We start from the raw sequence: 24,439 nt of genomic DNA, 5'->3' as shown, positions 1-24,439 counted from the left end.
CTATGTAGCGCCGTGGTTTCTTTCGAAAACCGCTGGACCCATCGCTGCAATCTGCCCTTCGATCAGTGCCTCGAAGGGTTTGAGCAATGGCTCGAACGACTGCGGTGCTTCCAGCACCTGCAGTGCCTGCACAATCGCCTCCACCGTCGACAACGCCCCTGGCCCCGGCGCCTTGCGCAACCGATAGCGCGACACGCCGCCCTCGGCCAGGGTGACCCGTGGCAATGCCGCCAGCAACGGGTTGAGGTGCAGCAGCTTGCGCGCCTTGCGCCAGGTGCCATCGGGCACCACCAGCAACAGCGGCTGATCGCTCGGCACATAGGCCTGCAACGGCTGGGCATCGTCGCCCGGAAACAACAGCCGCGCCTGATAACCGGGCGGGTTCAACAAGGTCGCCAGATCATCGAACACCTCGCCCACCCGCAGCTGCGCGTTATTCAGACCCAATGCCGCGAGGCGCGCAGTATTGAGCGCATGGTTGACCTCACTCGGGTGCTGCAACAGCAACACGCGGGTGCGGCTGTCCAGACTGGGGATCAGCGCGCACAGGCAATGGCTGGCAGGCCTGAGGCAACGGGAACATTGGGGTCTGGACATGATTTATCGGGCCTGGTTGAGCTGCGCCTTGAGCAGGTCGCGGAAAGTCTGGATCAGCGGCTCGCGGCTGCGACCGCGCCGTATGATCATCGAGAACGGCGCCTGGTAACCGAAGGTCGCGGGCAACAGCACGCGCAGGTCACCCTTGTCGGCCCACGCCTGGGCATAGTGTTCGGGCAGGTAACCGATATAGGCACCGGACAGCACCAGGATCAGCTGCGCTTCCATGCTTTCCACGGTGGCGGCGCTGTGCTTGAAGCCGTGGCGCGCCAGCTCCGCCTGGCTCCAGTAACCGCGCCCGACCATGCGCTGCTGGGTGATCAGCTGTTCGGGGATACGCCGCTCGCTGAACAGGGGATGACGTGTGCTGCAATACAACCAGTGCTGCTCGCGGTACAGCGGCATGTAGATCAGCCCGCTCATACGGGTGGAGAAAGCGCCAATGGCCAGGTCAAGACGATTGTCCTGCACACCGAGCTGCAGTTCATAGGGGCTCATCACCGACAGGTGCAGGTGCACCGCAGGGTGTTCGAGGCTGTAGGCGCCGATCACGTCTGCGAACGGCAGGGCCTTGTCGCTGACCGTGGAGTCGAGCACGCCAAGTCTGAGCGTGCCCCGCAATTCACCCTTCAGCGCGGCGGCGTATTGCTCGAAGCCTTCCAGTTCGCCAAGCAGGCGCAGGGTTTCCTGATGAAACAGTTCGCCTTTGCTGGTGAGGCTGAACCCGCCCCGGCCACGATGGCAGAGCACCAGGCCCAACGCCGCTTCCAGCTGGCTCATGTAGGTGGAAATGGCCGAGGTGGACAAGTTGAGTTCGTGCTGGGCAGTGGCGAACCCCTGGTGCCGCACGACGCTGACGAAGATGCGCAGGAGTTTCAGGTCGGGCAAGGCGCTGGCCATGGAGTCTCCAGAGGCACACACAATCGAGCGAGTTTAACCGCCGGCATCAGTTTAGAAAAATCTGAACTAAGTATTTGCCGCTGGCGATTCTTCCCCTCGCTGGCTTTTCGCAGAATCGGCCCCCTGACACACTAAAACGATGAGGCACTCGCGTGGACAAGATTTTCCATCAACCACTGGGCGGCAACGAAATGCCGCGCTTCGCCGGCATCGCCACCATGATGCGCCTGCCGCACCTGCCAACGGCCAGAGGCCTGGATGCCGCTTTTGTCGGCGTGCCGCTGGATATCGGCACCTCGCTGCGCGCCGGCACCCGCTTCGGGCCGCGTGAAATCCGCGCCGAGTCGGTGATGATCCGCCCCTACAACATGGCCACCGGCGCCGCACCGTTCGATTCGCTGTCGGTAGCGGACATCGGCGACGTGGCGATCAATACCTTCAACCTGCTGGACGCTGTGCGCATCATCGAACACGCCTACGATGACATCCTCGAACACAACGTGATTCCTCTTACCCTGGGCGGCGATCACACCATCACGCTGCCGATCCTGCGGGCAATCCACAAGAAATACGGCAAGGTCGGGCTGGTGCACATCGATGCCCACGCCGACGTCAACGACCATATGTTCGGCGAGAAAATCGCTCACGGCACCACCTTCCGCCGCGCTGTCGAGGAAGGCCTGCTCGACTGCGACCGCGTGGTGCAGATCGGCCTGCGTGCCCAGGGCTATACCGCCGAAGACTTCAACTGGAGCCGCAAGCAGGGCTTTCGCGTAGTGCAGGCCGAAGAATGCTGGCACCACTCACTCGCGCCGTTGATGGACGAAGTACGCGAGAAAGTCGGCGGCGGCCCGGTGTACCTGAGTTTCGACATCGACGGCATCGACCCGGCCTGGGCGCCCGGCACCGGCACCCCGGAAATCGGCGGGCTGACCACCATCCAGGCGATCGAAATCATCCGCGGCTGCCAGGGCCTCGACCTGATTGGTTGTGATTTGGTAGAAGTTTCACCGCCCTACGACACCACCGGCAACACCTCGTTGCTGGGCGCCAACCTGCTGTACGAGATGCTCTGCGTGCTGCCTGGCGTGGCACGCCGCTGATGAGTGCACTCGTGCACTGACTGCCAACGGGGCCGTAGACCTCGAGGCACCTGATTCTTGCTTTGCGTATTTGCGCAGCCGTCTGCCGCCAGCTCGCCCACAAAAAATATAATCGGAGAACCGCCGTCATGGCTTTGGATTTATTCGTCGTACTCATCTACGCCGCCGGCATGCTCGTGCTCGGCTATTACGGCATGCGCCGTGCCAGGACCCATGAAGATTACCTGGTGGCCGGGCGCAACCTGGGCCCGTCGCTGTACATGGGCACCATGGCCGCCACGGTGCTGGGCGGCGCGTCCACTGTCGGCACCGTGCGCCTGGGTTACGTACACGGCATCTCCGGCTTCTGGCTGTGCGCTGCGCTGGGCATGGGGATCATTGCGCTGAACCTGTTCCTGGCCAAGCCGCTGCTCAAGCTGAAGATATTCACCGTCACCCAGGTTCTGGAAAAGCGCTACAACCCCATGGCACGGCAGGCCAGCGCGGTGATCATGCTGGCCTACGCGGTGATGCTGGGCGTGACGTCGGTGCTGGGGATCTGCACCGTGCTGCAGGTCTTGTTCGGCCTGCCCTTCTGGAGTTCATTGTTGCTGGGCGGTGGTGTGGTGGTGGTGTACTCGACCATCGGCGGCATGTGGTCGCTGACGCTGACCGACATTGTGCAGTTCGTGATCAAGACCGTCGGCCTGATGTTCATCCTGCTGCCGATCTGCCTGTACCGCGTCGGTGGCTGGGATGAACTGGTGAACCGCCTGCCCCCTTCGAGCTTCAGCTTCACGGCAATCGGCTGGGACACGATCATCACCTACTTCATGATCTACTTCTTCGGCATCCTGATCGGCCAGGACATCTGGCAGCGAGTGTTCACAGCGCGTGACGCGAAGGTCGCCCAATACGCCGGCACATTCGCCGGCTTCTACTGCATCCTCTACGGTCTGGCCTGCGCCCTGATCGGCATGGCGGCGCATGTGCTGATCCCCGACCTGGATAACGTCAACAACGCATTTGCCGCCATCGTCAAACTGTCGCTGCCGGACGGCATTCGCGGCCTGGTGATCGCTGCGGCGCTGGCGGCGATGATGTCGACCGCCAGCGCCAGCCTGCTCGCGGCGTCCACCGTCCTCACTGAAGACCTGCTGCCACGCCTGCGCGGCGGCAGGCAGTCGAGCCTGGGCATCAACCGTTTGTTCACCTTGCTGACCGGGGCGGCGGTGCTGGCTATCGCGTTGATGGTCAGCGATGTGATCAGCGCGCTGACCCTGGCCTATAACCTGCTGGTGGGCGGCATGCTGATCCCGCTGATGGGGGCAATTTTCTGGAAACGTTCGACCACATCGGCGGCCATTGCCTCCATGACGTTGGGCTTTTTGACCGCACTGGTGTTCATGTTCAAGGATGGGCTGGATGCGAACACGCCGATCTACTACAGCCTGGCGGTGGGTTTGGTGACTTTTGTGGGGATGAGTGCGTTGTCGCGTAAACCGCAGGCGGCTGCGGTTCGCGTGGTTTAACCACGAGCACAACGTAAATGTGGGAGCGGGCTTGCTCGCGAAGGCTGTGTATCAGTCAACCTTTCAGCGACTGACACACTGCCTTCGCGAGCAGCCCGCTCCCACACATTAATGCTTAGCGGCGACGCGGACGACGCTGCTCGTCATCGGTGCGGATCGGCACCGGTTGCAGGGGTGGCTCGATCAAACCGAGTGCCACGCCGAGGTCATGGAGCCAGTTGTGGATTTTCTCTTTCATGGTTGCCCCCCTTGAGGGTGTGCGAGTCGGCGGATATATGTCGCCGTTTCCTACACTGATAGTAGCCCTAAGTCCTACGTAATGCTTGAACGAAACCACAACTAACTATTACTGAATGGATCCGGATCCTGACGCTTCGTTCAAGCTATCACACGCTGAGGGTTAGCCGGCAACTATCGGGGCGCCAACCCTTACCTGCTCACGGCGCGCCAGTATCAGAAAAAACAGCCCGCCCAGGAAGCACCCGGTGAACCAGGCAAAGTTGGCCATCCCCTGCAATGCCGGCGTGAAGGTGATCGCCACCCCCACCAGCGTCGCTGGCACCAGCGCTTTTACCGCCGTCCAGTTCACTCCGCCGTCGAAGTAATAGCGCCCGCTCGGGCTGTCATCGAACAGGGCATCCACGTCGATTTTCTGTTTTTTGATCAGGTAGAAGTCCACCAGCAGAATCCCGAACAGCGGTCCGATGAATGCCGCGAGGATATCCAGGGTGTAGTGGATCATCAGCGGGTTGTTGAACAGGTTCCATGGCGTGATGAAAATCGACGCGACTGCAGCGATCATTCCGCCGGCGCGCCAGCTGATTTTGCTCGGCGCGACATTGGCGAAATCGAATGCCGGGGATACGAAATTGGCGACGATATTGATACCGATGGTCGCGGTGACGAAGGCAAAGGCGCCCAGCAGTACGGCCATGTCGTTGTCGATGCGCGAGACGGTGGCGATCGGATCATGCAGCATTTCGCCAAACACCGGCAAAGTCCCCGAGACGATCACCACGGTCACCAGGGAGAACGCCAGGAAGTTTACCGGCAGCCCCCAGAAGTTGCCGCGCCGCACATCCTGCATGCTGCGGCAGTAACGGCTGAAATCGCCAAAGTTCAGTGTTGGCCCGGAGAAGTAAGACACCACCAGCGCAGTCGCCACGATCACCTGACCGAATGCCTGCCAGCCCGACAGGGACTTTTCGGCCAGGGCGAAGCTGATGTTGCTCCAGCCCGCTTTCCACACGATCCAGCCCGCCAGGGCGAACATCACCGCATACACCACCGGCCCCGCCCAATCGATAAAACGACGGATCGACTCCATCCCGGCCCAGAACACCGCCGCCTGCAACACCCACAACGTCAGGAAACCAAACCAGCCCAGGTAAGACAGGCCCGCGAAGTGCGGCTCTGCATATACCGCCATCTGTGGGAAAAAGCGCAGCACCACAATGATCAAGGCACTGGACGCCAGGTACGTCTGAATGCCGTACCACGCCACCGCAATCAGGCCGCGAATCACTGCGGGAATATTTGCCCCGAATACGCCGAATGCCAGCCGGCAGATCACCGGGTACGGCACCGCAGCCTGCTGACTCGGCCTGGCGACGAGGTTGGCGATCAACTGCACGATACAAATGCCGGCCAGCAACGCGATCAGCACCTGCCAACTGGCCAGGCCCAGCGCAAACAGGCTGGCGGCGAACACGTAGCCGCCGACGCTGTGCACATCGCTCATCCAGAAGGCGAAGATGTTGTACCAGGTCCATTTCTGCGGCAGCGGGCCCAGGTCCTGGTTGTACAGGCGTGGGCTGTAGCCTTTGGGCAATTGTTCGGTCATCGCTTGGCTCCTCGAAATACCGGCCTGCGCATCCGTAACAGGGTGCATACGGGAGGCGGCATGGTTTGTATACGAGGTAGTCAGCAGATTGCGTGCCAATAGCACACAATCCCTCTGGAACGGCGCTCCAAAGGGATACATGGCGCTTTAGCTGCGGGAGCCGCGCTCAACAACGGTGCAGATCAATTCTGTACACAATCACCGGTGCACTCGTTGTGCACACAGGAACCCTACCGTGCAACAGATTGCCGTCAGGAAGGTGCCCCAGGCCATATCCATCAGCGCAAGCCCGGCGGACCAACCCTGCAAGGTGGCCCAGTTGCTCAGGTCGTACGTGCCGTAGGCCACCAGTCCGAGCAAGGCGCCCATGCGCGCGGCGCGCTGCCAGCTCGCGCTGGGCAGCACCACGAACACCACGCAACCAATGGCGTAGAGAACATAGAACAGCACAGCGGGCAGCACGCGCGGCTGATCAAGCATCAGCGAACCGAGCAGGGATTTGTAGGTAGGCCCCATGAGCACGCCAAGCCACAGGCCGTCGAGAATCAGAAAGGCAACGAGGGTGCCGAGGCAGGCAAACAGCGTTTTCTTGGACATCACGAAGGACCTTGTAGGAGCGAGTGTGCTCCTACAGCTAGAGCAAACCGCGCTCAGCTTAGTTCAATGCGATCCGCGTGAATCACGATCTGGCCCTGTTTATAGAGCGCACCAATCGCCTTCTTGAAGTTGCCCTTGCTCACGCCGAACAAGTTGCTGATAACCGCAGGATCACTTTTATCGCTGACCGGCAACGTGCCGTTGTTGTCGCGCAACTTGGCGAGAATCTTCGAGTTGAGGCTCGACGCCGCTTCCTGGCCGACCGGCTGCAGGCTCAGGCTGATGTTGCCATCGGCGCGAATTTCCTTGATGAAACCCTTCTCTTCCTTGCCAGGGCGCAGGAACTTGAACACCTCATTCTTGTGAATCAGGCCCCAGTGTTTGTTGTTGATGATCGCCTTGAAACCCATGTCGGTCGCTTCAGCCACCAGCAGGTCGACTTCCTGGCCCACCTGGTAATTGGCCGGCGTCTTGTCGAGGTAGCGGTCGAGGCGTGCGGTGGCGGTAATGCGCCGGGTGTGTTTGTCGAGGTAGACGTGCACCACGCAGTATTCACCCGCGGTCAACTGGCGTTTTTCTTCCGAATATGGCAGCAACAGATCCTTGGGCAGCCCCCAATCGAGGAACACACCAATACTATTCACTTCAACGACTTTCAAACTGGCGAATTCGCCAACCTGAACTTTGGGTTTTTCCGTCGTGGCGATAAGTTTGTCATCGCTGTCCAGATAAATGAAAACGTTAAGCCAGTCTTCATCTTCACTGGGAATATCCTTGGGGATATACCGATTGGGCAAGAGGATTTCGCCATCCTGCGCACCGTCCAGGTACAAACCAAAGTGAGTGTGTTTAACCACTTGCAAGCTGTTGTAGCGCCCGACTAAAGCCATTTCCAAATACCCTCATTACGTGGGCGGCATTCTACCCGAGTTGAGACCGGCACGCGCGTGGCCCTCGAAAATCGCGGGCAGGCATGGCGTTCCACTGTCGCAGCCCGCTCGTCTGATCACTTCGCTGGATGCTGGCGCGCTACCTGGCACCGTCCAGCCTGTTGATTCTATTTAAAACAGTAAGTTAGCCGTTTAATTCGGGGATTAATGGGCCTCCATTACCAGCCTGACACTCAGCCTCCGGGGGATATTTGCCAAGCAATTGTCAAGTATTTCCTGTACGATGCCTGGCCAAGTTAATTCTCTACAGGTTAGTGGCCGCCATGCGTGTAAAAGCATCCAACAGCAAAGCAAAGCCAGCTCCCGCCGTTGAAACCAGCGAATCGATCAACAGCCAGATTGCTGCTTTCCTCAAGTCCGGCGGCGAAATCCAGCAAATTGCCAAGGGCGTGAGCGGCCAGACTTTCGGCCCGTCCAAGCAGATCAGCCTGGGCAAGAAGTAACACCCGCGCAGCACATCTGGTCCCTACGCGTCTTGTCCTCAAGGCGCTAGGACTGGAATCCGAGACACCCTCCTGCTTTACCTCAAACTGCGCTAATCGACGAACGGGCCTCATCGCCGATCATTCGCCGTTATGCTTGCACACGTCTAGCACGGGCATCTGCCCGATTTCGTCCGTCCTGCTCCTCGCTTTTCATGGAGTGAAGCATGTTCAAACCATGCATTTTTCTGGTCAGCGCCCTGATCGCCAGCCCGCTCGCCGAAGCGCAGATATTTCAGCGCGAATGGGGAGACTTCGACCTCAAGTTGGGCACCACGCCCAGCCGCTCCATGGCTCAGGGCTTGGTCAAGCCCACCTCGCCCGGCAGCGACTCATTCCACGGCGGCCTGGATTTAAGCCACAACAGCGGCCTGTACTTTGGTCAATTTTCGCCGAATATGGGGCTATCGTCGTCCCGCGACCTCGAAGTCGATTCGTACATGGGCTTCAAACACCCTTTCGATCAGACCCTGGGCTACGAAGTCGGCCTGATCCACTACAGCTACCCCACGCTCAGCCCCCTCGACAGCCAGGAGTTCTACGGCGGCCTCAACCTGCTCGGCAACCGTTTCGGCGCCTCCTTCAGCAACGACCCCGACCGTCAGGACAGCACGCTGTTTGCCGACCTCACCGGCACCCAGCCCTTCGGCATCGGTGTCAGCATGAAGTACACCACCCATCAACTCGGCACCCCGGTCGCGGTGGACAACGGCTCGATCCGCAGCTTCAGTGACTGGTCGGTACAGTTTTCCAGGGCATGGAAAGGCATCGATCTGGACCTGATCTACAGCGACTCCAGCCTTAGCGGCGGCGACTGTTCGGCCTACTCCGGACACAACTCGCAATGCGATGGCCTATTGACCTTGAAGGCCGCCCGCTCGTTTTATTAATGGGCTGAACTGTCGCGCCTCGCGCAGGTTCAGATACGTGAACCCCTCTGCGCAAGGACCCGCCCATGCTACGCCGGCTCAAACTTCTGGTGGTACTGCTGACGCTCGGCCTGGTGCTCGCCGGCTGCAATCGCGTGGGCCTGGCCTACCGCAATCTCGACGTGATCATCCCCTGGACCCTCAACGACTACCTGGACATGAATGCCGGGCAGAAGAGCTGGTTCAACGACACCCTCAAGCAGCACCTGGCCTGGCATTGCACCACGCAGTTGCCGGGTTATCTGGACTGGCTGGATCGCATGCAGCAGATGGTCGATGACAATCAGGTCACCGATGCAGCGCTGCAAGCACGAACTGTCGAAGCCAAACAGGCGATCGCCGACGTCGCGCGGGAGATCACGCCATCGGCGATTCAACTGCTGCAGGGGCTGGATGATCAACAGGTCAAGGAGATGAACGACGCCCTGGCCAAGGACCTGCGCAAACGCCAGGACGAATACCTGAAGCCGCCACTGACCCAGCAGATCAAGGAGCGCGCCGAGCGGATGAACAAACGCCTGGATGCCTGGATGGGACCGCTCAGCGCCAGCCAGCAGAACCGCGTGATGGCCTGGTCAACGGAACTGGGTGATCAGAACAGCGCTTGGATCGGCAATCGCGCCCATTGGCAGGCCCAGCTCATCGACGCCGTGAAGCAACGCCAGAGTGCCGATTTCCCACAGAAGGTGCAGCAATTGCTGGTGGACCGCGAAAGCTTGTGGACGCCGGAATACCGCGCAGCCTATGCCCAGACGGAAGCGGCGGCGCGCAGCCTGATCGTGGATTTGATGGCGCAGAGTTCCGCACAACAGCGAATCAAGCTCACGCAAAAAATCGACGGTGTGCGGGGTGATTTCAAAGCATTGAAGTGCCTGAAGGCAGCCAACTGATAACCATGTGTGGGATGGGGTTTGCTAACGATTGCGGGTATCAGTCAGCCTATTGATGACTGACCTACCGCTATCGGGAGCAAGCCCACTCCCACATGGGTCGGGCATGACCTTCAGATCGCACCACCGGCAATCGCGGCTTGGGAAGCCACTTTTTCGAAAGTTGCCTCATCCAGCGCATCTACCTGTTCGTCCAAGACCTGGCGCGTATCGCGTTCGCCGGGAATGGCACTGTCGATCAGCGACAGCAGGCTCGAACCCCGTGGCGTTAAAATAAAATTCTCGCCATTGCCACCCTCTGCCTCCGGGCGCGATTCAATGAACCCGCGCTTGAGCAACAGCGCTTCATAATCCGCAGCGGTTTCTTTCAGCGCATCGAGGTTGCCGACCGATTCGCCCGCCATGGCCTTGCCAGCAGCTTCCTGCGCGGCGTATTTGCGCGGAGCAAAGCTACCCTCGCCGTTCTGCACTTCGTGCAGCAAACGTTCGATCAGATCCCAGTTGTAAGTCGTCATCCTGATTCCTCCTGCAGGCCGTTGAAAAGTAGCCCGTAAAAGCTGTGACCCACAGCATCACTCTGCGTTCAGCCGAATGGACAGACGCCATTTTCCTGAAGTTTCCAGACGTTCCCGGCGCCAGGCGCACATCATCGCGCATAAAAAAACCGGACATTGTCCGGTTTTTTTTGTTGCCAGCGCGTTATTCCGCAGCCGGCGCTTCCGGCTTGCGACGTTTGAGCGGGGCCATGCCATCCTTGCTGACGAGAGACAGATTGTCGGTCTTCGGACGATTGGCAATCTTGCGCTTGGTCGGCGACTTGGCGCCGGCTTTCTTCTTGTCGCCCTTGGCGTCGGTCTTTTTCTTCTTCACGCCAACAGCCTTGCCCGATGCCTTGACCTTCTTCGGCCCAGTGTAAGTGCCTTTGACTTCCTTGATAGTGCGGCGCTCGAACGACTGCTTGAGGTAGCGCTCGATGCTCGACATCAGGTTCCAATCGCCGTGGCAGATCAGCGAGATCGCCAGGCCGTCGTTGCCGGCACGCCCGGTGCGGCCGATACGGTGCACGTATTCATCGCCGCTGCGGGGCATATCGAAGTTGATGACCATATCCAGGCCATCCACGTCCAGGCCGCGCGCGGCGACGTCAGTGGCGACCAGAATCTTCACGCCGCCCGCCTTCAGACGGTCGATGGCCAGTTTGCGGTCCTTCTGGTCTTTTTCGCCGTGCAGCACGAACGCCTTGTATTCCTGGGCCACCAGACGACCGTAGATGCGGTCGGCAGCGGCGCGGGTGTTGGTGAACACAATGGCCTTCTGATACGTCTCGTTGGCCAACAACCAGTTGAGGATCTGTTCCTTGTGCACGTTGTGGTCAGCCATGACGATCTGCTGACGCGTGGTCGCGTTCAGGTCGCTGACGTTGTTGACCTGCAAGTGCTCAGGGTTGTTCAGCACCTTGGCGACCATGTCGCGCAGGGTCGAGCCGCCGGTGGTGGCGGAGAAGAGCATGGTCTGCTGACGGTTGACGCACTCACTGACCAGACGCTGCACGTCGTCGGCAAAGCCCATGTCGAGCATGCGGTCGGCTTCGTCGAGCACCAGCACTTCGACTTCCTTGAGGTCGAGGTTACCGGCGTTGAGCTGCTCGATCATGCGGCCCGGCGTGCCGATCAGGATGTCCGGCACCTTGCGCAGCATCGCGGCCTGGACCTTGAAGTCTTCGCCGCCGGTGATCAGGCCGGACTTGATGAAGGTGAACTGCGAAAAGCGCTCCACTTCCTTCAAGGTCTGCTGGGCCAGCTCGCGGGTGGGCAGCAGGATCAGCGTCTTGATGCTGACACGCACTTTGGCCGGGCCGATCAGGCGGTTGAGAATCGGCAGGACGAAAGCGGCGGTCTTGCCACTGCCGGTTTGAGCCGTCACCCGCAGGTCACGCCCTTCGAGCGCGAGCGGAATGGCCGCTGCCTGCACAGGCGTTGGCTCGACAAATTTAAGCTCGGCCACGGCTTTGAGCAGGCGTTCGTGCAGGGCGAATTGGGAAAACACGGGTGCTACCTCGAAGAAATACAAAATATCAGCTGCATAGGGTAACGGTTTCGGGCGTCCAAACCGAGTTTCTTTACGCGAACAGTGCTAATCGGCAGCTTTTTTGTGAGTGTATTTGTCCATAGCGTCAACTTCAGCGCACTTAAATGCTCTAATCGGCCACGTCTTGTCTTACAGAGGAATCGGCTTTACCCATGGATATCAAACAGCTGTGGCGCAACGTGCAAGATCTCTGGGGCACCCTCGACGAGCATCCGTTGCTGCATTCCAGCCTCGGCCTGCTGGTATTGCTGGTGGTGGCCCTGTTGCTCGGGCGCGTGGCACGTTACCTGATCCTGCACGCGGTCAAGCTGCTCGGCCGGCAACCGGCCCTGCACTGGCTCAACGACCTGCGGCACAACAAAGTGTTTCATCGTCTGGCGCAAATGACGCCGTCCCTGGTGATCCAGTTCGGCCTGTACCTGGTGCCGGACCTGAGCAAGACCGCCATCCTGTTTATCGGCAACGTGTCCCTGGCAATCACCATACTGTTCATGACGCTGGCCGTGAGCGCCCTGCTCAACGCGTTGCTGGACATCTATGCGCGCACCGAACACGCCCGCACCCGCTCGATCAAGGGCTATGTGCAGTTGACCAAAATGGTGTTGTTCGTGTTTGCCGCGATCATCATCGTCGCCACCTTGATCGACCGCTCGCCGCTGTTGCTGCTGTCCGGTCTGGGTGCCATGTCGGCGGTCATCCTGTTGGTGTACAAGGACACCCTGCTGTCATTCGTCGCCAGCGTGCAGCTCACCAGCAACGACATGCTGCGCGTGGGCGACTGGATCGAGATGCCTCAGGTGGGCGCCGACGGCGATGTGGTGGACATCACCCTGCACACGGTCAAGGTGCAGAACTTTGACAAAACCATCGTCTCCATCCCCACCTGGCGTCTGATGTCGGAGTCGTTCAAGAACTGGCGCGGCATGCAGGCCTCGGGCGGGCGCCGCATCAAGCGCAGCCTGTTTATCGATGCCAGCGGCGTGCGCTTTCTGCGCGATGACGAAGAAGTGCGCATGACCCAGGTTCACCTGCTCACCGACTACATCAGCCGCAAGCAGGCCGAACTCAAGGCCTGGAACGAGGCCCAGGGCAACAGCGCGCAACTGTCGGCCAACCGTCGCCGCATGACCAACCTCGGCACCTTCCGCGCCTACGCCCTGGCCTATCTGAAAAGCCATCCGGACATTCAGCCGAACATGACCTGCATGGTGCGCCAGATGCAAACCACCGCCCAGGGCGTGCCACTGGAAATCTACTGCTTTACCCGCACCACCGCGTGGGCGGATTACGAACGGATCCAGGGGGATATTTTTGATTACCTGTTGGCGGTGTTGCCGGAATTCGGCTTGAGCCTGTATCAGCAGCCAAGCGGCAATGACCTGCGGGCAGGCGTGTTCAGCCCACTGCCTGCGCAGGAAAACAGCGCCCTCTAACGTTTCAGGGGTGAGCCGGCTCTTTGCGAATACCAAGCCGGCTGATCCACACCGCCGCCAGAATCACCAACCCACCCAACGCCAGGCGCCCCAGCGGCTCATGCTGGTTCCAGATCAGCAGGTTCAGCAACAGCCCCACCGGCACATGCAGGTTGTTGACCACCGCCAGCGTGCCGCCATTGACCAGGCACGCGCCCTTGTTCCACCAGTACATGCCCAGCGCGGTGCTGACCAGACCCAGGAACAGCAACACGCCCCACTGCAACGGCGCCTGCGGCAAAAAGTCGGCCTTGCCGAACAGCAGAAACGCCGGCAGCACCACCAGCAACGCCCCCAGATAGAAATAACCGAAACGCCGGTAGTGCGGCTGATCGCTCGGATAACGCGCCACCAAATGCTTGTACATGACCTGCCCGGCGGCGTAGGTGAAGTTGGCCAGTTGCAGCAGCAGAAAACCCATCAGGAAGTTTGGCGTGATCTGGTCGAAGCGAATCACCGCTGCGCCCGCCACCGCCACCAGTGCCGCCACCAGCGCCCACGGGTTGAAGCGCCGGTTGAGAGCATCTTCGATCAGCGTCACATGCAACGGCGTGAGGATGGTGAACAGCAACACTTCCGGCACCGTCAATACGCGAAAGCTCAGGTACAGGCAGACATAGGTCACGCCAAACTGCAACGCGCCGATCACCAGCATGCTGCGCATGAAGGCCGGCTCCACCGAGCGCCAGCGGGTCAGCGGGAGAAAGATCAAGCCGGCCAGCACCACGCGCACCAACACTGCGAAGTAGCTGTCGACGTGACCGGCGAGGTATTCGCCGATCAAGCTGAAGGAAAATGCCTGAATCAGGGTGACAATCAGTAGATAGCCCATGCGCGCCTCGTTTCGAATGGGCGGGACAGTAAAGGTTTTCGACGCTTGAAGAAACTCGGGGCAAAAAAAACCCGACCTCGCTAAAGCGGCAGTCGGGCAGGAGCACTCAGGAGCAACAAGTGCAAAGGGAGGTTCGTACGCGTACTTGAAGGGTTTGCGTGGAGCCATGTAAACAGCGCGCGATTATCTGACGATTAAAGGATCAGGCGACCCGAGCAAACCGCGCCCTGATGGCCGCAGCTTTCAATGATCAGAACGTGGCATGTGTGCTTGTAGGCTCCATCTGCAAATGCTGTCAGACAATGGAATGGAGATTAACCAGGGCCCACTCGATAAAAAAGCGCAAAAAACTGCTATAACCCATCTATAAAGTTGTTTATAAGCAGAGCAAGCGCCGTCGACGCTCTATTTCGGGCTGCACGCCAGGGCAATGCGCATCTTGATGATCGCGCGGTTGAATTTGACCGTGGTGTGGGTGTTTTTACCGGCCGGCACCGTGACCGTGCGGCGGCGCGGCGATTCCGGACCGTTGGTGAAGATGACCGAACACACCGCGTCGTTGCTGCCGTAGTTGCTCAACTGGATCGAGCTGATGTCGGCGTCCACGTCCGACGCCGTGTAATCGATGCTTACGCCTTCGATTTTCTTGCTCACATCGATAGGGTAGGCAAACGCACTGATCGGCAGCAGCGCGAGCAGCACACAACACAATTTTCTCATTCGGCAGTCTCCAATAAGGACTGTCAGCTTAGGACAAGAGGAACCCATCTTGAAAGCGCCCCGCGTTACCCTTGATCAATGGCGCACGCTGCAGGCCGTGGTCGACCACGGCGGCTTCGCCCAGGCCGCCGAAGCGCTGCACCGATCGCAGTCCTCGGTGAGCTACACCGTGGCGCGCATGCAGGACCAGCTCGGCGTGCCGCTGTTGCGTATCGACGGGCGCAAGGCCGTACTCACCGACGCCGGTGAGGTGCTGCTGCGCCGTTCCCGCCAACTGGTCAAGAACGCCAGCCAACTGGAAGACCTCGCCCACCACATGGAACAAGGCTGGGAAGCCGAAGTGCGGCTGGTGGTGGATGCCGCCTACCCCAACACGCGTCTGGTGCGCGCGCTGACCGCGTTCATGCCGCAAAGCCGTGGCTGCCGCGTGCGTCTGCGTGAAGAGGTGCTGTCGGGCGTCGAAGAGCTGTTGATTGAAGGCGTGGCCGACCTCGCGATCTGCAGCTTCAGCATTGCCGGTTACCTGGGCACCGAACTGAGCGACGTGGAATTCATTGCCGTTGCCCACCCCGATCACCCCCTGCACCGCATGAATCGCGAGCTGAGCTTCCAGGACCTGGAAAGCCAGATGCAAGTGGTGATTCGCGACTCCGGGCGCCAGCAGCCGCGCGACGTGGGCTGGCTCGGCGCCGAACAGCGCTGGACCGTCGGCAGCCTGGCCACCGCTGCCTCCTTCGTGGGCAGCGGCCTGGGCTTTGCGTGGCTGCCGCGGCACCTGATCGAACGCGAAATCGCCGAGGGCGTGCTCAAGCAGCTACCCTTGGAACAGGGGGCCAGCCGCCACCCCACGTTTTATCTGTACTCGAATAAGGACAAACCCCTCGGGCCGGCCACGCAAATCCTGGTTGAATTGCTGCGCAGCTTTGACACGGCGCCGCTGGACGCGCCTTTTGCCGCGCCCAGGCAGAGCTGAAAAGGCGTTCATCCAGGGCCCAAGGCTGGGCAAACAATCACAAACATGCTTATCTCGCCCGCTTCGACGCCATTGCGCGCCGGGATCGGCAGGAACAACGCGCCAGGATGACCGGTCCTAACCCTGTCCCAGCGCCGAACACGACCACTCGACACCACCACTCAGGATCACTGACCCCATGCTGAAAAAAATTGCCTTCTTTGCCGGTTCCGTACTGTTTGCCGCCAACCTGATGGCGGCCCAGCCGGCCAAGCCCCCCCATGTGTTGATCTCCACTACCAACGGCGACATTGAAATCGAACTGGACCCGGTCAAGGCGCCGATCAGCACCAAGAACTTCCTGGCCTATGTGGACAAGGGTTTCTACACCGACACGATTTTCCACCGTGTCATTCCGGGCTTCATGGTCCAGGGCGGCGGGTTCACCCAGCAGATGTCGCAAAAGCCGACCGAAGCGCCGATCAAGAACGAAGCCAGCAACGGCCTGCATAACGTACGCGGCACGCTGGCGATGGCGCGCACCTCCAACCCGGATTCGGCCACCAGCCAGTTCTTTATCAACGTGGCCGACAACGCCTTCCTCGACCCGGGTCGCGATGCCGGTTACGCGGTATTCGCCAAAGTGGTCAAGGGCATGGACGTAGTCGACGTCATCGTCAACTCCCAGACCACCACCCAGCAAGGCATGCAGAACGTGCCAATCGACCCTGTCCGGATCAAGTCGGCCAAGCGCATCGACTAAGGTTTGCAGGGAGTTCCGTGCGCGGCCCACAAGGCCGCGCGCGCATTTGAAAGGAGAGCCCGCCCGGCGGGTGTCAACCCATGCTCTATCGTCGTTTTGAACAACTGATCGACATCTTCCGCGACGCGCCCAGCGCCGCCCCACCTGATAAAGTCCTGCCTTTTTACCTTTACTACCTGCGTCAGGTATGGCCGCACTTCGCCGCCTTGCTGGTGGTGGGCCTGATCGGGGCATTGATCGAAGTCGCGCTGTTCAGCTACCTGAGCCGCATCATCGACCTGGCCCAGGGCACGCCACCCGCCGACTTCTTCCAGGTGCACAGCACCGAGTTGATCTGGATGGCCGTGGTCGCCCTGCTGCTGCGCCCGATTTTCGGCGCACTGCACGACCTGCTGGTGCACCAGACCATCAGCCCCGGCATGACCAGCCTGATCCGCTGGCAAAACCACAGCTATGTGCTCAAGCAGAGCCTCAATTTCTTCCAGAACGATTTTGCCGGGCGTATCGCCCAGCGCATCATGCAGACCGGCAACTCCCTGCGCGACTCCGCCGTGGCGGCCGTGGACGCGATCTGGCACGTGGCGATCTACGCCATCAGCGCCCTGGTGCTGTTTGCCGAGGCCGACTGGCGCCTGATGATTCCGCTGGTGACCTGGATCGTCTGCTACAGCCTGGCACTGCGCTACTTCGTGCCACGGGTGAAGGAGCGCTCGGTGATTTCCTCCGAGGCGCGCTCCAAACTGATGGGGCGCATCGTCGATGGCTATACCAACATCACCACCCTGAAGCTGTTCGCCCATACCCAGTCCGAACAGGAATACGCCAGGGAAGCGATCATCGAGCAGACCGAAAAAACCCAGTTGGCCAGCCGCGTGGTGACCAGCATGGACGTGGTGATCACCACCATGAACGGCCTGCTGATCGTCACCACCACCGGCCTTGCGCTGTGGCTGTGGACGCACTCGCTCATCTCGGTGGGCGCGATTGCCCTGGCCACCGGCCTGGTGATCCGCATCGTCAACATGTCTGGCTGGATCATGTGGGTGGTCAACGGCATTTTCGAAAACATCGGCATGGTGCAGGACGGCCTCAAAACCATCGCACAACCCCTGGCCGTGATCGACCGCGACAACGCCCAGCGCCTGCAAGTCCCCCATGGCGAGGTGCGCTTCGAGCAGGTGGATTTCCACTATGGCAAGCAGAGCGGGATCATTGGCGGCCTGAACCTTGAGATCAAGGCCGGGGAAAAGATCGGCCTGATCGGCCCATCGGGCGCGGGCAAGTCAACCTTGGTCAACCTGCTGCTGCGCCTCTACGACCTGCAAGGCGGACGCATCCTGATCGACGGCCAGAACATCGCCGAAGTCGCCCAGGAAACCCTGCGCGAGCAGATCGGCATGATCACCCAGGACACATCGCTGCTGCATCGTTCGATCCGCGACAACCTGTTGTACGGCAAGCCCGACGCCACCGACGAAGAACTCTGGGCCGCGATCCACAAGGCGCGCGCCGATGAGTTCATCCCGCTGCTCTCGGACGCCGAGGGCCGCACCGGGCTCGATGCCCATGTGGGCGAGCGCGGCGTCAAACTCTCCGGCGGGCAGCGTCAGCGCATCGCCATCGCCCGCGTGCTGCTCAAGGACGCGCCGATTCTGATCATGGACGAAGCCACCTCGGCACTCGACTCGGAAGTGGAAGCAGCGATTCAGGAAAGTCTGGAAACCCTGATGCAGGGCAAGACCGTTATTGCGATTGCGCACCGTCTGTCGACCATCGCACGCATGGACCGCCTGGTGGTGCTGGAGAAGGGCCGGATTGCCGAAAGCGGCAGCCATGCGCAGCTGCTGGCACACGGCGGCCTGTATGCACGGCTGTGGCAACACCAGACGGGTGGGTTTGTCGGAATCGACTGACGCAAACATCTCTTAAAATACGTGAGGGGGCTCTCCCCCTCCCATATTTGATCGAATTCACTCAACAACGTCTGCATCAAACCCCAGCAGCCACGGGCTTCTGGTGATTATTCATGCCCTGGACTTGTATCAAAACCGTGCTGTAATCAGTGCAGTGCCCAGAGGGGCGCTGAAGTAAATCTGCAGGGAGCATCATGATTTACTGATTAGATAGAGATCTATCAAGGACGGGCTGCATGTCTTTGTTCAAACGTTCAGTCACAGAGGGGTTGGGTACGTTTTGGCTGGTGTTGGGCGGTTGCGGGAGTGCGGTATTGGCCGCAGCGTTTCCTGCAGTCGGTATTGGCCTGTTGGGCGTTGCGCTGGCGTTCGGGCTGACGGTGCTTACCATGGCGGTCGCGATCGGCCCTATCAGTGGTTGTCACCTCAACCCGGCGGTATCGGTGGGGCTGGTGGTGGGCGGAAGGTTTCCGGCGCGGGAGTTGCCGGCCTATGTTGTCGCCCAAGTCATCGGCGCAGCAGTCGCCGCCGCATTGTTGTACTTCATCGCCAGCGGCAAGCCAGGATTTGAATTGGCTGGCGGCCTGGCGTCCAACGGCTATGGCGAGCATTCTCCGGGCGGTTATTCGCTGGTGGCGGCGTTTGTCTGTGAGCTGGTGATGACCACGATGTTCGTTGTGATCATCCTCGGCGCCACCGACAGACGCGCGCCCAAGGGCCTCGCGCCCATCGCCATCGGGTTGGCCCTGACGCTGATCCACCTGATCTCCATCCCCGTGACCAACACCTCGGTCAACCCGGCCCGCAGTACCGGCCCGGCCCTGCTGGTGGGCGGGTGGGCGATCGAGCAGTTGTGGTTGTTCTGGCTCGCGCCGATCCTGGGTGCGGTGATCGGTGGCGTGATGTATCGATGGCTTGGCAAGGAGGCGCCAGGCTAAAACCGGGCGTGTTCAGCCCTGCCGATAAGGCAGGGCTGACCTCGCCTCTTCGGCATACGCCAGAATCCCCACGCGCTCCCTCTCCAGAAAATCCTCCACGGCATTCTTCAACCCCGGATGGCGCAGGTAATGCCACGAGCGGGTGATCACCGGCTCGAACCCGCGAATCAGTTTGTGCTCGCCCTGGGCGCCTGCATCGAAGCGTTGCAGGCCTTCGGCGATGGCGTAGTCCATGCCCTGGTAGAAACAGGTCTCGAAATGCAGGCGGTCGAATTCGGCCAGGCAGCCCCAGTAACGCCCATAAAAACTGTCGCCGCCGATCAGACTGAACGCCATCGCCACCGGGCGCGAACCCTGTTTGGCCAGCACCACGCGGATCATCTCGGGCATGCGCTCGGCCAGCAGGCTGAAAAACGCGCGGGTCAGGTAAGGAGCCTGGCGGCGTACCGCGTAGGTGTTGGCGTAACAGGCGTAGACGAAATCCCACTGCGCTTCTGTCAGTTGATGGCCGTGCAGCCACTCGAACTCGATGCCCTGCCCCGCCACCTGTTCGCGTTCCTTGCGCATCTGTTTGCGCTTGCGTGAGCTCAAGGCGTCGAGGAAGTCCTGGAAATCGCGGTAGCCACGGTTCTGCCAGTGAAATTGGCAACCAAGGCGCTGCAACCAGCCCGGCTGCCGGGTCAAGGCGTCATCGGCCAACACGTCGGTGAAGTTGATATGTGCACTGGAAAGCCCTTCGATTTCCAGGTAACCCGGCAGGCTGTTGAGCAGCTCGAAACCGTCCTCGGCATTCGCCGCCAGCAGGCGCGGCCCGCTTACCGGGCTGAACGGTACCGCCGTGAGCAGCTTGGGGTAGTAGTCGATGCCGGCACGCGCACAAGCATCGGCCCAGCCATGGTCGAACACATATTCGCCGTAGGAATGCCACTTGCGATAACTGGGCAACGCCGCCACCAGTCGATCACCCTCCCAGTGCAGCAGATGCTCGGGCCGCCAGCCCGATTGCGGGCCCAGGCTGGCGCTGTCTTCCAGCGCACTCAAGAAAGCATGCCGCACGAACGGCTGAGCCTGCGGCACCAGCGCATCCCACACCGACGGGGCGATTTCGGACAGGTTGTCCAGACGTTGCAACGGCATCGGCATCCTCACTGGCGGTTGGCATATAAGCCTGGCGAGTATCGCTCATCACGGCACTGTTCACACCTCGAAAACGGCGGACAGGGCTCTAGACCAATAGTTCCACGGACAAGGCATTTGTCATCAAGACGACATGAGTTAGCCACTACTTCGTCATAAACGACAGCAATACTGGCCGTGTTTTTTAGAGCATCTGGTTCTAACCAAATAGCCATTTTTCGCGTCCTTCATAGGGCGTTCGTGTCCTGGAGGGTCTATTCCCTCCTCCTCACTTTCGGAGATTGATATGCGTCTTGCTTCCACCAAAACTGCAGCGGTCCTGTGCGGCGGCCTGTTATTGGCCCTGAGCGTGCCGGCCAGCGCTGCAGTCGACGCTAAATTGCTCGACATGCTCAAGGCCAACGGCCAGATCACTGCGGCGCAGTACACCGAACTGCAAACCGAACTGGCCAAGGACCAGAAAGAACAGCAGATCGCGCGGCAAGCTCAGCAAGAGAGCAACGAACAGATCGCCGCCACCGCGAAAAAGACCAACGACCTGAGCACGTTCGACCAGAAACTCGCCTGGGCCGCCAAGACCCAGTTCAAGGGCGACGTGCGGTTCCGCCAGGAAACCATCAAGATCGACGGCGAGCCCAACAACGGCGGACGTGACAAGGACCGTCAACGTATCCGTGCGCGCCTGGGCGCCTACACCGAAATCAACCCGCAAGTGGACACCGGCATCCGCATCGCCACCGGCGGCGGCGACGATGCGCGCTCCACCAACCAGGACCAGGACGGCTATTTCGACAAGAAATCGATCTGGCTGGACCTTGGCTACATCGACTACCACCCGGACCAGATCAAGAACCTGCACGTGATCGGCGGCAAGATGCTGCAACCGTGGGTGAGCATGGGCGACGTGATCTGGGACAGCGACATCAACCCCGAAGGTCTCGCAGTCACCTACAAATACCCACTGGGCAGCAGCGCCGAGCTGTTCGGCAGCCTGGGCAACTACAACCTCAAGGACAACGTCGACGGCGACGGCGTGCAGTTTCGCCACGACCTGCGCCTGACGTCCGGCCAGCTGGGTACGCGCTTCTCGATCACCGACAACCTGAAAATGACCCTGGGTGGCAGCGTCTACGCCTACCAGAACGACCGCGACAGCCGCTGCACAACCACTACCACGCCGTGCGCACTGGCGGTCAACGGTAATTCGGCCGACAACGAATTCCGTCTGTACGAAGGCTTCGCCCAGGCAGACATCGGCGGCCTGGCCGTGCCCCTGGCGTTCTATGGTCAGTACGTGAAAAACAACGATGCCGTGACCGATCAGGACACAGCGTGGCTGGTAGGTGCCAAGTCCAAGGTGTTCGGTTTCAACCTGGACTACAACTACCGCGATGTTCAACGTAACGCAGTGGTCGGCGCCTTTACCGACTCGGACTTCGCCAACGGCACCACCGGCTCGCGCGGTCACAAGATGAAGGTCAGCTACGACATCGACAAGAACTTCGCCCTCGGCGCCACGTACTTCCTGACCAAGGCCGACTTCGCCAGCCGTACGCAGCGTGATGCCAACACCAACACCCTGCAGCTGGATGCTGAAGCCAAGTTCTGATTACGCCGCTACCCGCCCTTGCGCCGCTCGGCAGCCAGCCGTTCGGCCAGGGCATCCACCTCCGGCACCGGTGCCTGCGGCATCTTCTTCAGCGTCGCCTGCATCAGGCGCATCTGACGGATAAAGCGGCGGCAGTTCGGGCAGAACATCAAGTGATGACGCACCAGCAGACGCTCGCGAAAGGTCAGTTGCCCATCGAGGTAATCACTGGAGCGTGCCACTTGTTCCTTACAGGTCAACATTCTCCCGTTTCCTCAAAATGCTCCACCGTGGCGAATACCTTGAGCCGCGCTCGATGCAACAGCACACGCACATTCGAGAGCGAGAGCGTCAAAAGATTACAGATTTCTTCCAGCTCCAGGCCCTGGCGTTCGCGCAGCACCAGCACGCTGCTCTGCAAGTCCGACAAACTCAGTAGCGTATGCTCCAGGCAATTGCGCAGCTCATCTTCGGTCAACAAGGCTTCCGGGCTGTCCTGATGCCAGGCATACGGGGCGACCGCCCAGTGGCCATCGTCAGGGGAAAAACGCTCTGCGCCAATCGTGCCATGGGGCGAAGGCAGATCGTCGAGCAGCACTTCCCGACGGTTCTGCCTGTAGCGGCCCTTGGCGGCGTTGGCCGTGATGGTCAGTAACCAGGTATTGAGACTGGACCGCCCCTCGAATTTGCCGAGGTTGCGCACCACCGACAGCCAGGCGTCCTGCACCACTTCATCGGCGTGGCGCTGGCCGACGATGGCATACGCCACGGCGCGCATGGCGCTCTGGTAGGCGGTGACCAGTTCCTTATAGGCCTGCTGCTCTCCCTTGAGCAGGCGTTCAAGCAGGTGCGCGTCGTCCGCTGCTGCCATTCAAGACCTCGACATTCCGGATAAAACCGCTCCAATCACGCCTGCAAGCAGAAAATCAGCGCTTGCGCAGGATCACGCTGCCGATCGAATAGCCGGCGCCAAAGGAGCTGAGCACGGCGACAGAGCCCTTGGCCAGGTCGTCCTGGTTTTTGTGAAACGCAATCACCGAGCCTGCGGAGCTGGTGTTGGCGTAGGTATCGAGAATCACCGGCGCTTCTTCCACCGTCGCTTCGCGGCCCAACAGCTTCTTCACGATCAGGTGGTTCATGCTCAGGTTGGCCTGGTGCAGCCAGAAGCGTTTCACGTCGCCCACGTTCAACTGGTTTTCTTCCAGGTGCACGCCGATCAGTTCGGCCACCATCGGGCACACATCGCGGAACACCTTGCGGCCTTCCTGCACGAACAGTTTGTCCGGCGCGCCGACGCCTTCTTCGGCGGCGCGGTTGAGGAAGCCGAAGTTGTTGCGGATGGTGTTGGAGAACTTGGTCAGCAGCTTGGTGCTGACCACCTCGAACTGATGCTCGGAGGTGGCGAGGTCGGCGCGCTCCAGCAGCACAGCGGTGGCCGCGTCGCCAAAGATGAAGTGGCTGTCGCGGTCACGGAAATTCAAGTGGCCGGTGCAGACTTCCGGGTTGACCATCAGGATCGCCCGGGCCTGGCCCAGCTGGATGCTGTTGGCGGCGTTCTGGATACCGAAGGTGGCCGAGGAACACGCCACGTTCATGTCGAAGCCGAAGCCTTCGATGCCCAGCGCTTCCTGGACTTCAATGGCAATCGCCGGGTAGGCGCGTTGCAGGTTGGAGCAGGCGACGATCACGCCGTCGATATCGGCGGCGGTCCTGCCGGCGCGCTGCAGCGCCTGTTCGGCGGCGGCGACGGCCATCTGGCAGAGCACCGACCACTCGTCATTGCTGCGCTCGGGCAGGCGCGGGGCCATGCGTTGCGGGTCAAGGATGCCCTCCTTGTCCATCACAAAGCGACTCTTGATACCCGATGCCTTCTCGATAAAGGCCGCGCTGGACTCGGTCAGCGCCTGCACCTCACCGCGCTCGATGGCGGCGGCGTTGTCGGTGTTGAACTGATGCACGTAAGCATTGAAAGACTGCACCAGCTCTTCGTTGGAGATGCTGTTGGCCGGGGTGTACAGGCCAGTGCCGCTGATGACGACGTTATGCACGGTCGTTCCTCTGGATAGGTCAGGCAGAAGGTATTGGCACTTTAGTACCAAACTGTAAGTCGTTTGATTCCATCCAGTGGCATCAAACTGGCATCGCTTTATTCCATCGCGTCGCAGCCCTTGCGACGATCCCGGCATTTATGGGCGCGAAGTTTGCCACAAACCCGGGGATTTGGCGCCACATCT

25 protein-coding genes are annotated in these 24,439 nt (G+C 60.4%); 11 read left to right on the top strand and 14 right to left on the bottom strand.

Annotation, left to right across the window (positions count from 1 at the left end; genetic code table 11):
- Complete coding sequence (locus ACXX81_RS05380; RefSeq protein WP_209983569.1) at positions 1 to 597, bottom strand: tRNA-uridine aminocarboxypropyltransferase; 597 nt, start codon at positions 595 to 597, stop codon at positions 1 to 3.
- Positions 598 to 600: 3 nt separating this feature from the next.
- Positions 601 to 1,497, bottom strand: a complete 897-nt coding sequence (locus ACXX81_RS05375) for a LysR family transcriptional regulator (protein ID WP_458571328.1) — start codon at positions 1,495 to 1,497, stop codon at positions 601 to 603.
- Between the two features lie 152 nt (positions 1,498 to 1,649).
- Between ACXX81_RS05375 and speB the strand changes: the two genes are divergently transcribed.
- On the top strand, positions 1,650 to 2,600 hold the full coding sequence (gene speB, locus ACXX81_RS05370; RefSeq protein ID WP_322214179.1) for an agmatinase: 951 nt from the start codon (positions 1,650 to 1,652) through the stop codon (positions 2,598 to 2,600).
- Positions 2,601 to 2,728: 128 nt separating this feature from the next.
- Positions 2,729 to 4,111, top strand: coding sequence for a sodium:solute symporter family protein (locus tag ACXX81_RS05365; protein WP_209983575.1), 1,383 nt, complete (start codon positions 2,729 to 2,731; stop codon positions 4,109 to 4,111).
- A 115-nt stretch (positions 4,112 to 4,226) separates the two neighbouring features.
- Here ACXX81_RS05365 and ACXX81_RS05360 read toward each other — a convergent pair whose 3' ends face one another.
- From ACXX81_RS05360 to ACXX81_RS05345, 4 genes are all read right to left on the bottom strand, one after another.
- Positions 4,227 to 4,349, bottom strand: a complete 123-nt coding sequence (locus tag ACXX81_RS05360; protein WP_015372621.1) for a PA1414 family protein — start codon at positions 4,347 to 4,349, stop codon at positions 4,227 to 4,229.
- A gap of 162 nt (positions 4,350 to 4,511) precedes the next feature.
- Positions 4,512 to 5,954 carry an NCS1 family nucleobase:cation symporter-1 gene (locus ACXX81_RS05355; protein WP_458571327.1) on the bottom strand — a complete coding sequence of 481 codons (1,443 nt, stop codon included), beginning with the start codon at positions 5,952 to 5,954 and terminating at the stop codon, positions 4,512 to 4,514.
- A 198-nt stretch (positions 5,955 to 6,152) separates the two neighbouring features.
- Positions 6,153 to 6,551 (bottom strand): DUF2177 family protein, encoded by a 399-nt coding sequence (locus ACXX81_RS05350; RefSeq protein ID WP_458571326.1) that lies wholly within the window; start codon positions 6,549 to 6,551, stop codon positions 6,153 to 6,155.
- A 53-nt stretch (positions 6,552 to 6,604) separates the two neighbouring features.
- Positions 6,605 to 7,441, bottom strand: coding sequence for a CvfB family protein (locus ACXX81_RS05345; protein ID WP_231421529.1), 837 nt, complete (start codon positions 7,439 to 7,441; stop codon positions 6,605 to 6,607).
- Positions 7,442 to 7,764: 323 nt separating this feature from the next.
- Between ACXX81_RS05345 and ACXX81_RS05340 the strand changes: the two genes are divergently transcribed.
- The 3 genes from ACXX81_RS05340 (at position 7,765) to ACXX81_RS05330 (ending at position 9,802) form a co-directional block, all read left to right on the top strand.
- Positions 7,765 to 7,944, top strand: a complete 180-nt coding sequence (locus tag ACXX81_RS05340; protein WP_003193095.1) for a PFL_1563 family small protein — start codon at positions 7,765 to 7,767, stop codon at positions 7,942 to 7,944.
- Between the two features lie 206 nt (positions 7,945 to 8,150).
- On the top strand, positions 8,151 to 8,873 hold the full coding sequence (locus ACXX81_RS05335; protein ID WP_209983583.1) for a TorF family putative porin: 723 nt from the start codon (positions 8,151 to 8,153) through the stop codon (positions 8,871 to 8,873).
- 65 nt (positions 8,874 to 8,938) lie between these two features.
- Positions 8,939 to 9,802, top strand: a complete 864-nt coding sequence (locus ACXX81_RS05330) for a DUF6279 family lipoprotein (protein WP_458571325.1) — start codon at positions 8,939 to 8,941, stop codon at positions 9,800 to 9,802.
- Between the two features lie 113 nt (positions 9,803 to 9,915).
- Here the strand turns inward: ACXX81_RS05330 and ACXX81_RS05325 are convergent, their stop codons facing one another.
- Both ACXX81_RS05325 and ACXX81_RS05320 read right to left on the bottom strand, forming a co-directional pair.
- Positions 9,916 to 10,317, bottom strand: coding sequence for a transcriptional regulator (locus tag ACXX81_RS05325; protein WP_458571324.1), 402 nt, complete (start codon positions 10,315 to 10,317; stop codon positions 9,916 to 9,918).
- A gap of 184 nt (positions 10,318 to 10,501) precedes the next feature.
- Complete coding sequence (locus tag ACXX81_RS05320; protein ID WP_003230485.1) at positions 10,502 to 11,848, bottom strand: DEAD/DEAH box helicase; 1,347 nt, start codon at positions 11,846 to 11,848, stop codon at positions 10,502 to 10,504.
- A 194-nt stretch (positions 11,849 to 12,042) separates the two neighbouring features.
- Between ACXX81_RS05320 and ACXX81_RS05315 the strand changes: the two genes are divergently transcribed.
- The gene (locus tag ACXX81_RS05315; RefSeq protein ID WP_209983589.1) at positions 12,043 to 13,323 is read left to right on the top strand and encodes a mechanosensitive ion channel family protein; all 1,281 of its coding nucleotides are present in this window, start codon (positions 12,043 to 12,045) and stop codon (positions 13,321 to 13,323) included.
- A 4-nt stretch (positions 13,324 to 13,327) separates the two neighbouring features.
- Here ACXX81_RS05315 and ACXX81_RS05310 read toward each other — a convergent pair whose 3' ends face one another.
- The gene (locus ACXX81_RS05310; RefSeq protein ID WP_231421524.1) at positions 13,328 to 14,194 is read right to left on the bottom strand and encodes a carboxylate/amino acid/amine transporter; all 867 of its coding nucleotides are present in this window, start codon (positions 14,192 to 14,194) and stop codon (positions 13,328 to 13,330) included.
- Positions 14,195 to 14,599: 405 nt separating this feature from the next.
- Positions 14,600 to 14,914, bottom strand: coding sequence for a 3-phosphoglycerate kinase (locus ACXX81_RS05305; protein ID WP_209983593.1), 315 nt, complete (start codon positions 14,912 to 14,914; stop codon positions 14,600 to 14,602).
- Between the two features lie 49 nt (positions 14,915 to 14,963).
- Here ACXX81_RS05305 and ACXX81_RS05300 point away from each other — a divergent pair, with 49 nt between their 5' ends.
- From ACXX81_RS05300 to aqpZ, 4 genes are all read left to right on the top strand, one after another.
- Positions 14,964 to 15,887 carry a PA3225 family LysR-type transcriptional regulator gene (locus ACXX81_RS05300; protein ID WP_003230476.1) on the top strand — a complete coding sequence of 308 codons (924 nt, stop codon included), beginning with the start codon at positions 14,964 to 14,966 and terminating at the stop codon, positions 15,885 to 15,887.
- 178 nt (positions 15,888 to 16,065) lie between these two features.
- On the top strand, positions 16,066 to 16,629 hold the full coding sequence (locus tag ACXX81_RS05295) for a peptidylprolyl isomerase (RefSeq protein WP_231421523.1): 564 nt from the start codon (positions 16,066 to 16,068) through the stop codon (positions 16,627 to 16,629).
- An 80-nt stretch (positions 16,630 to 16,709) separates the two neighbouring features.
- Entirely contained in the window at positions 16,710 to 18,542 is a 1,833-nt protein-coding gene (locus tag ACXX81_RS05290; RefSeq protein WP_209983597.1) for an ABC transporter ATP-binding protein, read from the top strand.
- A 236-nt stretch (positions 18,543 to 18,778) separates the two neighbouring features.
- Complete coding sequence (gene aqpZ / locus ACXX81_RS05285) at positions 18,779 to 19,480, top strand: aquaporin Z (protein ID WP_458571323.1); 702 nt, start codon at positions 18,779 to 18,781, stop codon at positions 19,478 to 19,480.
- Positions 19,481 to 19,492: 12 nt separating this feature from the next.
- Here the strand turns inward: aqpZ and ACXX81_RS05280 are convergent, their stop codons facing one another.
- Entirely contained in the window at positions 19,493 to 20,617 is a 1,125-nt protein-coding gene (locus ACXX81_RS05280; protein ID WP_322214185.1) for a GNAT family N-acetyltransferase, read from the bottom strand.
- A gap of 286 nt (positions 20,618 to 20,903) precedes the next feature.
- Here ACXX81_RS05280 and ACXX81_RS05275 point away from each other — a divergent pair, with 286 nt between their 5' ends.
- On the top strand, positions 20,904 to 22,226 hold the full coding sequence (locus tag ACXX81_RS05275; RefSeq protein ID WP_209983603.1) for a putative porin: 1,323 nt from the start codon (positions 20,904 to 20,906) through the stop codon (positions 22,224 to 22,226).
- Positions 22,227 to 22,234: 8 nt separating this feature from the next.
- Here ACXX81_RS05275 and ACXX81_RS05270 read toward each other — a convergent pair whose 3' ends face one another.
- From ACXX81_RS05270 to ACXX81_RS05260, 3 genes are read right to left on the bottom strand one after another with little or no spacing between them, the layout of a single operon-like run.
- The gene (locus ACXX81_RS05270; protein ID WP_209983605.1) at positions 22,235 to 22,468 is read right to left on the bottom strand and encodes an anti-sigma factor family protein; all 234 of its coding nucleotides are present in this window, start codon (positions 22,466 to 22,468) and stop codon (positions 22,235 to 22,237) included.
- Positions 22,462 to 23,076, bottom strand: a complete 615-nt coding sequence (locus tag ACXX81_RS05265) for an RNA polymerase sigma factor (protein ID WP_458571322.1) — start codon at positions 23,074 to 23,076, stop codon at positions 22,462 to 22,464. The genes ACXX81_RS05270 and ACXX81_RS05265 overlap by 7 nt, the downstream gene beginning before the upstream one ends.
- Before the next feature lie 55 nt (positions 23,077 to 23,131).
- Positions 23,132 to 24,253 carry a beta-ketoacyl-ACP synthase III gene (locus ACXX81_RS05260; RefSeq protein WP_231421514.1) on the bottom strand — a complete coding sequence of 374 codons (1,122 nt, stop codon included), beginning with the start codon at positions 24,251 to 24,253 and terminating at the stop codon, positions 23,132 to 23,134.
- Between the last annotated feature and the right edge of the window lie 186 nt (positions 24,254 to 24,439).

The organism is Pseudomonas sp. GNP013 (genome assembly GCF_054343995.1).
Note: the sequence above shows the minus strand (reverse complement) of the source record. Positions and strands in the feature narration are given on the sequence as shown.

Bases quoted from the DNA above. Each gene is read 5' to 3' on its own strand.
- ACXX81_RS05380 (WP_209983569.1), bottom strand. From the start codon at position 597: ATGTCCAGACCCCAATGTTCCCGTTGCCTCAGGCCTGCCAGCCATTGC.
- ACXX81_RS05375 (WP_458571328.1), bottom strand. From the start codon at position 1,497: ATGGCCAGCGCCTTGCCCGACCTGAAACTCCTGCGCATCTTCGTCAGC.
- ACXX81_RS05365 (WP_209983575.1), top strand. From the start codon at position 2,729: ATGGCTTTGGATTTATTCGTCGTACTCATCTACGCCGCCGGCATGCTC.
- ACXX81_RS05360 (WP_015372621.1), bottom strand. From the start codon at position 4,349: ATGAAAGAGAAAATCCACAACTGGCTCCATGACCTCGGCGTGGCACTC.
- ACXX81_RS05355 (WP_458571327.1), bottom strand. From the start codon at position 5,954: ATGACCGAACAATTGCCCAAAGGCTACAGCCCACGCCTGTACAACCAG.
- ACXX81_RS05350 (WP_458571326.1), bottom strand. From the start codon at position 6,551: ATGTCCAAGAAAACGCTGTTTGCCTGCCTCGGCACCCTCGTTGCCTTT.
- ACXX81_RS05345 (WP_231421529.1), bottom strand. From the start codon at position 7,441: ATGGCTTTAGTCGGGCGCTACAACAGCTTGCAAGTGGTTAAACACACT.
- ACXX81_RS05340 (WP_003193095.1), top strand. From the start codon at position 7,765: ATGCGTGTAAAAGCATCCAACAGCAAAGCAAAGCCAGCTCCCGCCGTT.
- ACXX81_RS05335 (WP_209983583.1), top strand. From the start codon at position 8,151: ATGTTCAAACCATGCATTTTTCTGGTCAGCGCCCTGATCGCCAGCCCG.
- ACXX81_RS05330 (WP_458571325.1), top strand. From the start codon at position 8,939: ATGCTACGCCGGCTCAAACTTCTGGTGGTACTGCTGACGCTCGGCCTG.
- ACXX81_RS05325 (WP_458571324.1), bottom strand. From the start codon at position 10,317: ATGACGACTTACAACTGGGATCTGATCGAACGTTTGCTGCACGAAGTG.
- ACXX81_RS05315 (WP_209983589.1), top strand. From the start codon at position 12,043: ATGGATATCAAACAGCTGTGGCGCAACGTGCAAGATCTCTGGGGCACC.
- ACXX81_RS05310 (WP_231421524.1), bottom strand. From the start codon at position 14,194: ATGGGCTATCTACTGATTGTCACCCTGATTCAGGCATTTTCCTTCAGC.
- ACXX81_RS05305 (WP_209983593.1), bottom strand. From the start codon at position 14,914: ATGAGAAAATTGTGTTGTGTGCTGCTCGCGCTGCTGCCGATCAGTGCG.
- ACXX81_RS05295 (WP_231421523.1), top strand. From the start codon at position 16,066: ATGCTGAAAAAAATTGCCTTCTTTGCCGGTTCCGTACTGTTTGCCGCC.
- ACXX81_RS05290 (WP_209983597.1), top strand. From the start codon at position 16,710: ATGCTCTATCGTCGTTTTGAACAACTGATCGACATCTTCCGCGACGCG.
- aqpZ (WP_458571323.1), top strand. From the start codon at position 18,779: ATGTCTTTGTTCAAACGTTCAGTCACAGAGGGGTTGGGTACGTTTTGG.
- ACXX81_RS05280 (WP_322214185.1), bottom strand. From the start codon at position 20,617: ATGCCGTTGCAACGTCTGGACAACCTGTCCGAAATCGCCCCGTCGGTG.
- ACXX81_RS05275 (WP_209983603.1), top strand. From the start codon at position 20,904: ATGCGTCTTGCTTCCACCAAAACTGCAGCGGTCCTGTGCGGCGGCCTG.
- ACXX81_RS05270 (WP_209983605.1), bottom strand. From the start codon at position 22,468: ATGTTGACCTGTAAGGAACAAGTGGCACGCTCCAGTGATTACCTCGAT.
- ACXX81_RS05265 (WP_458571322.1), bottom strand. From the start codon at position 23,076: ATGGCAGCAGCGGACGACGCGCACCTGCTTGAACGCCTGCTCAAGGGA.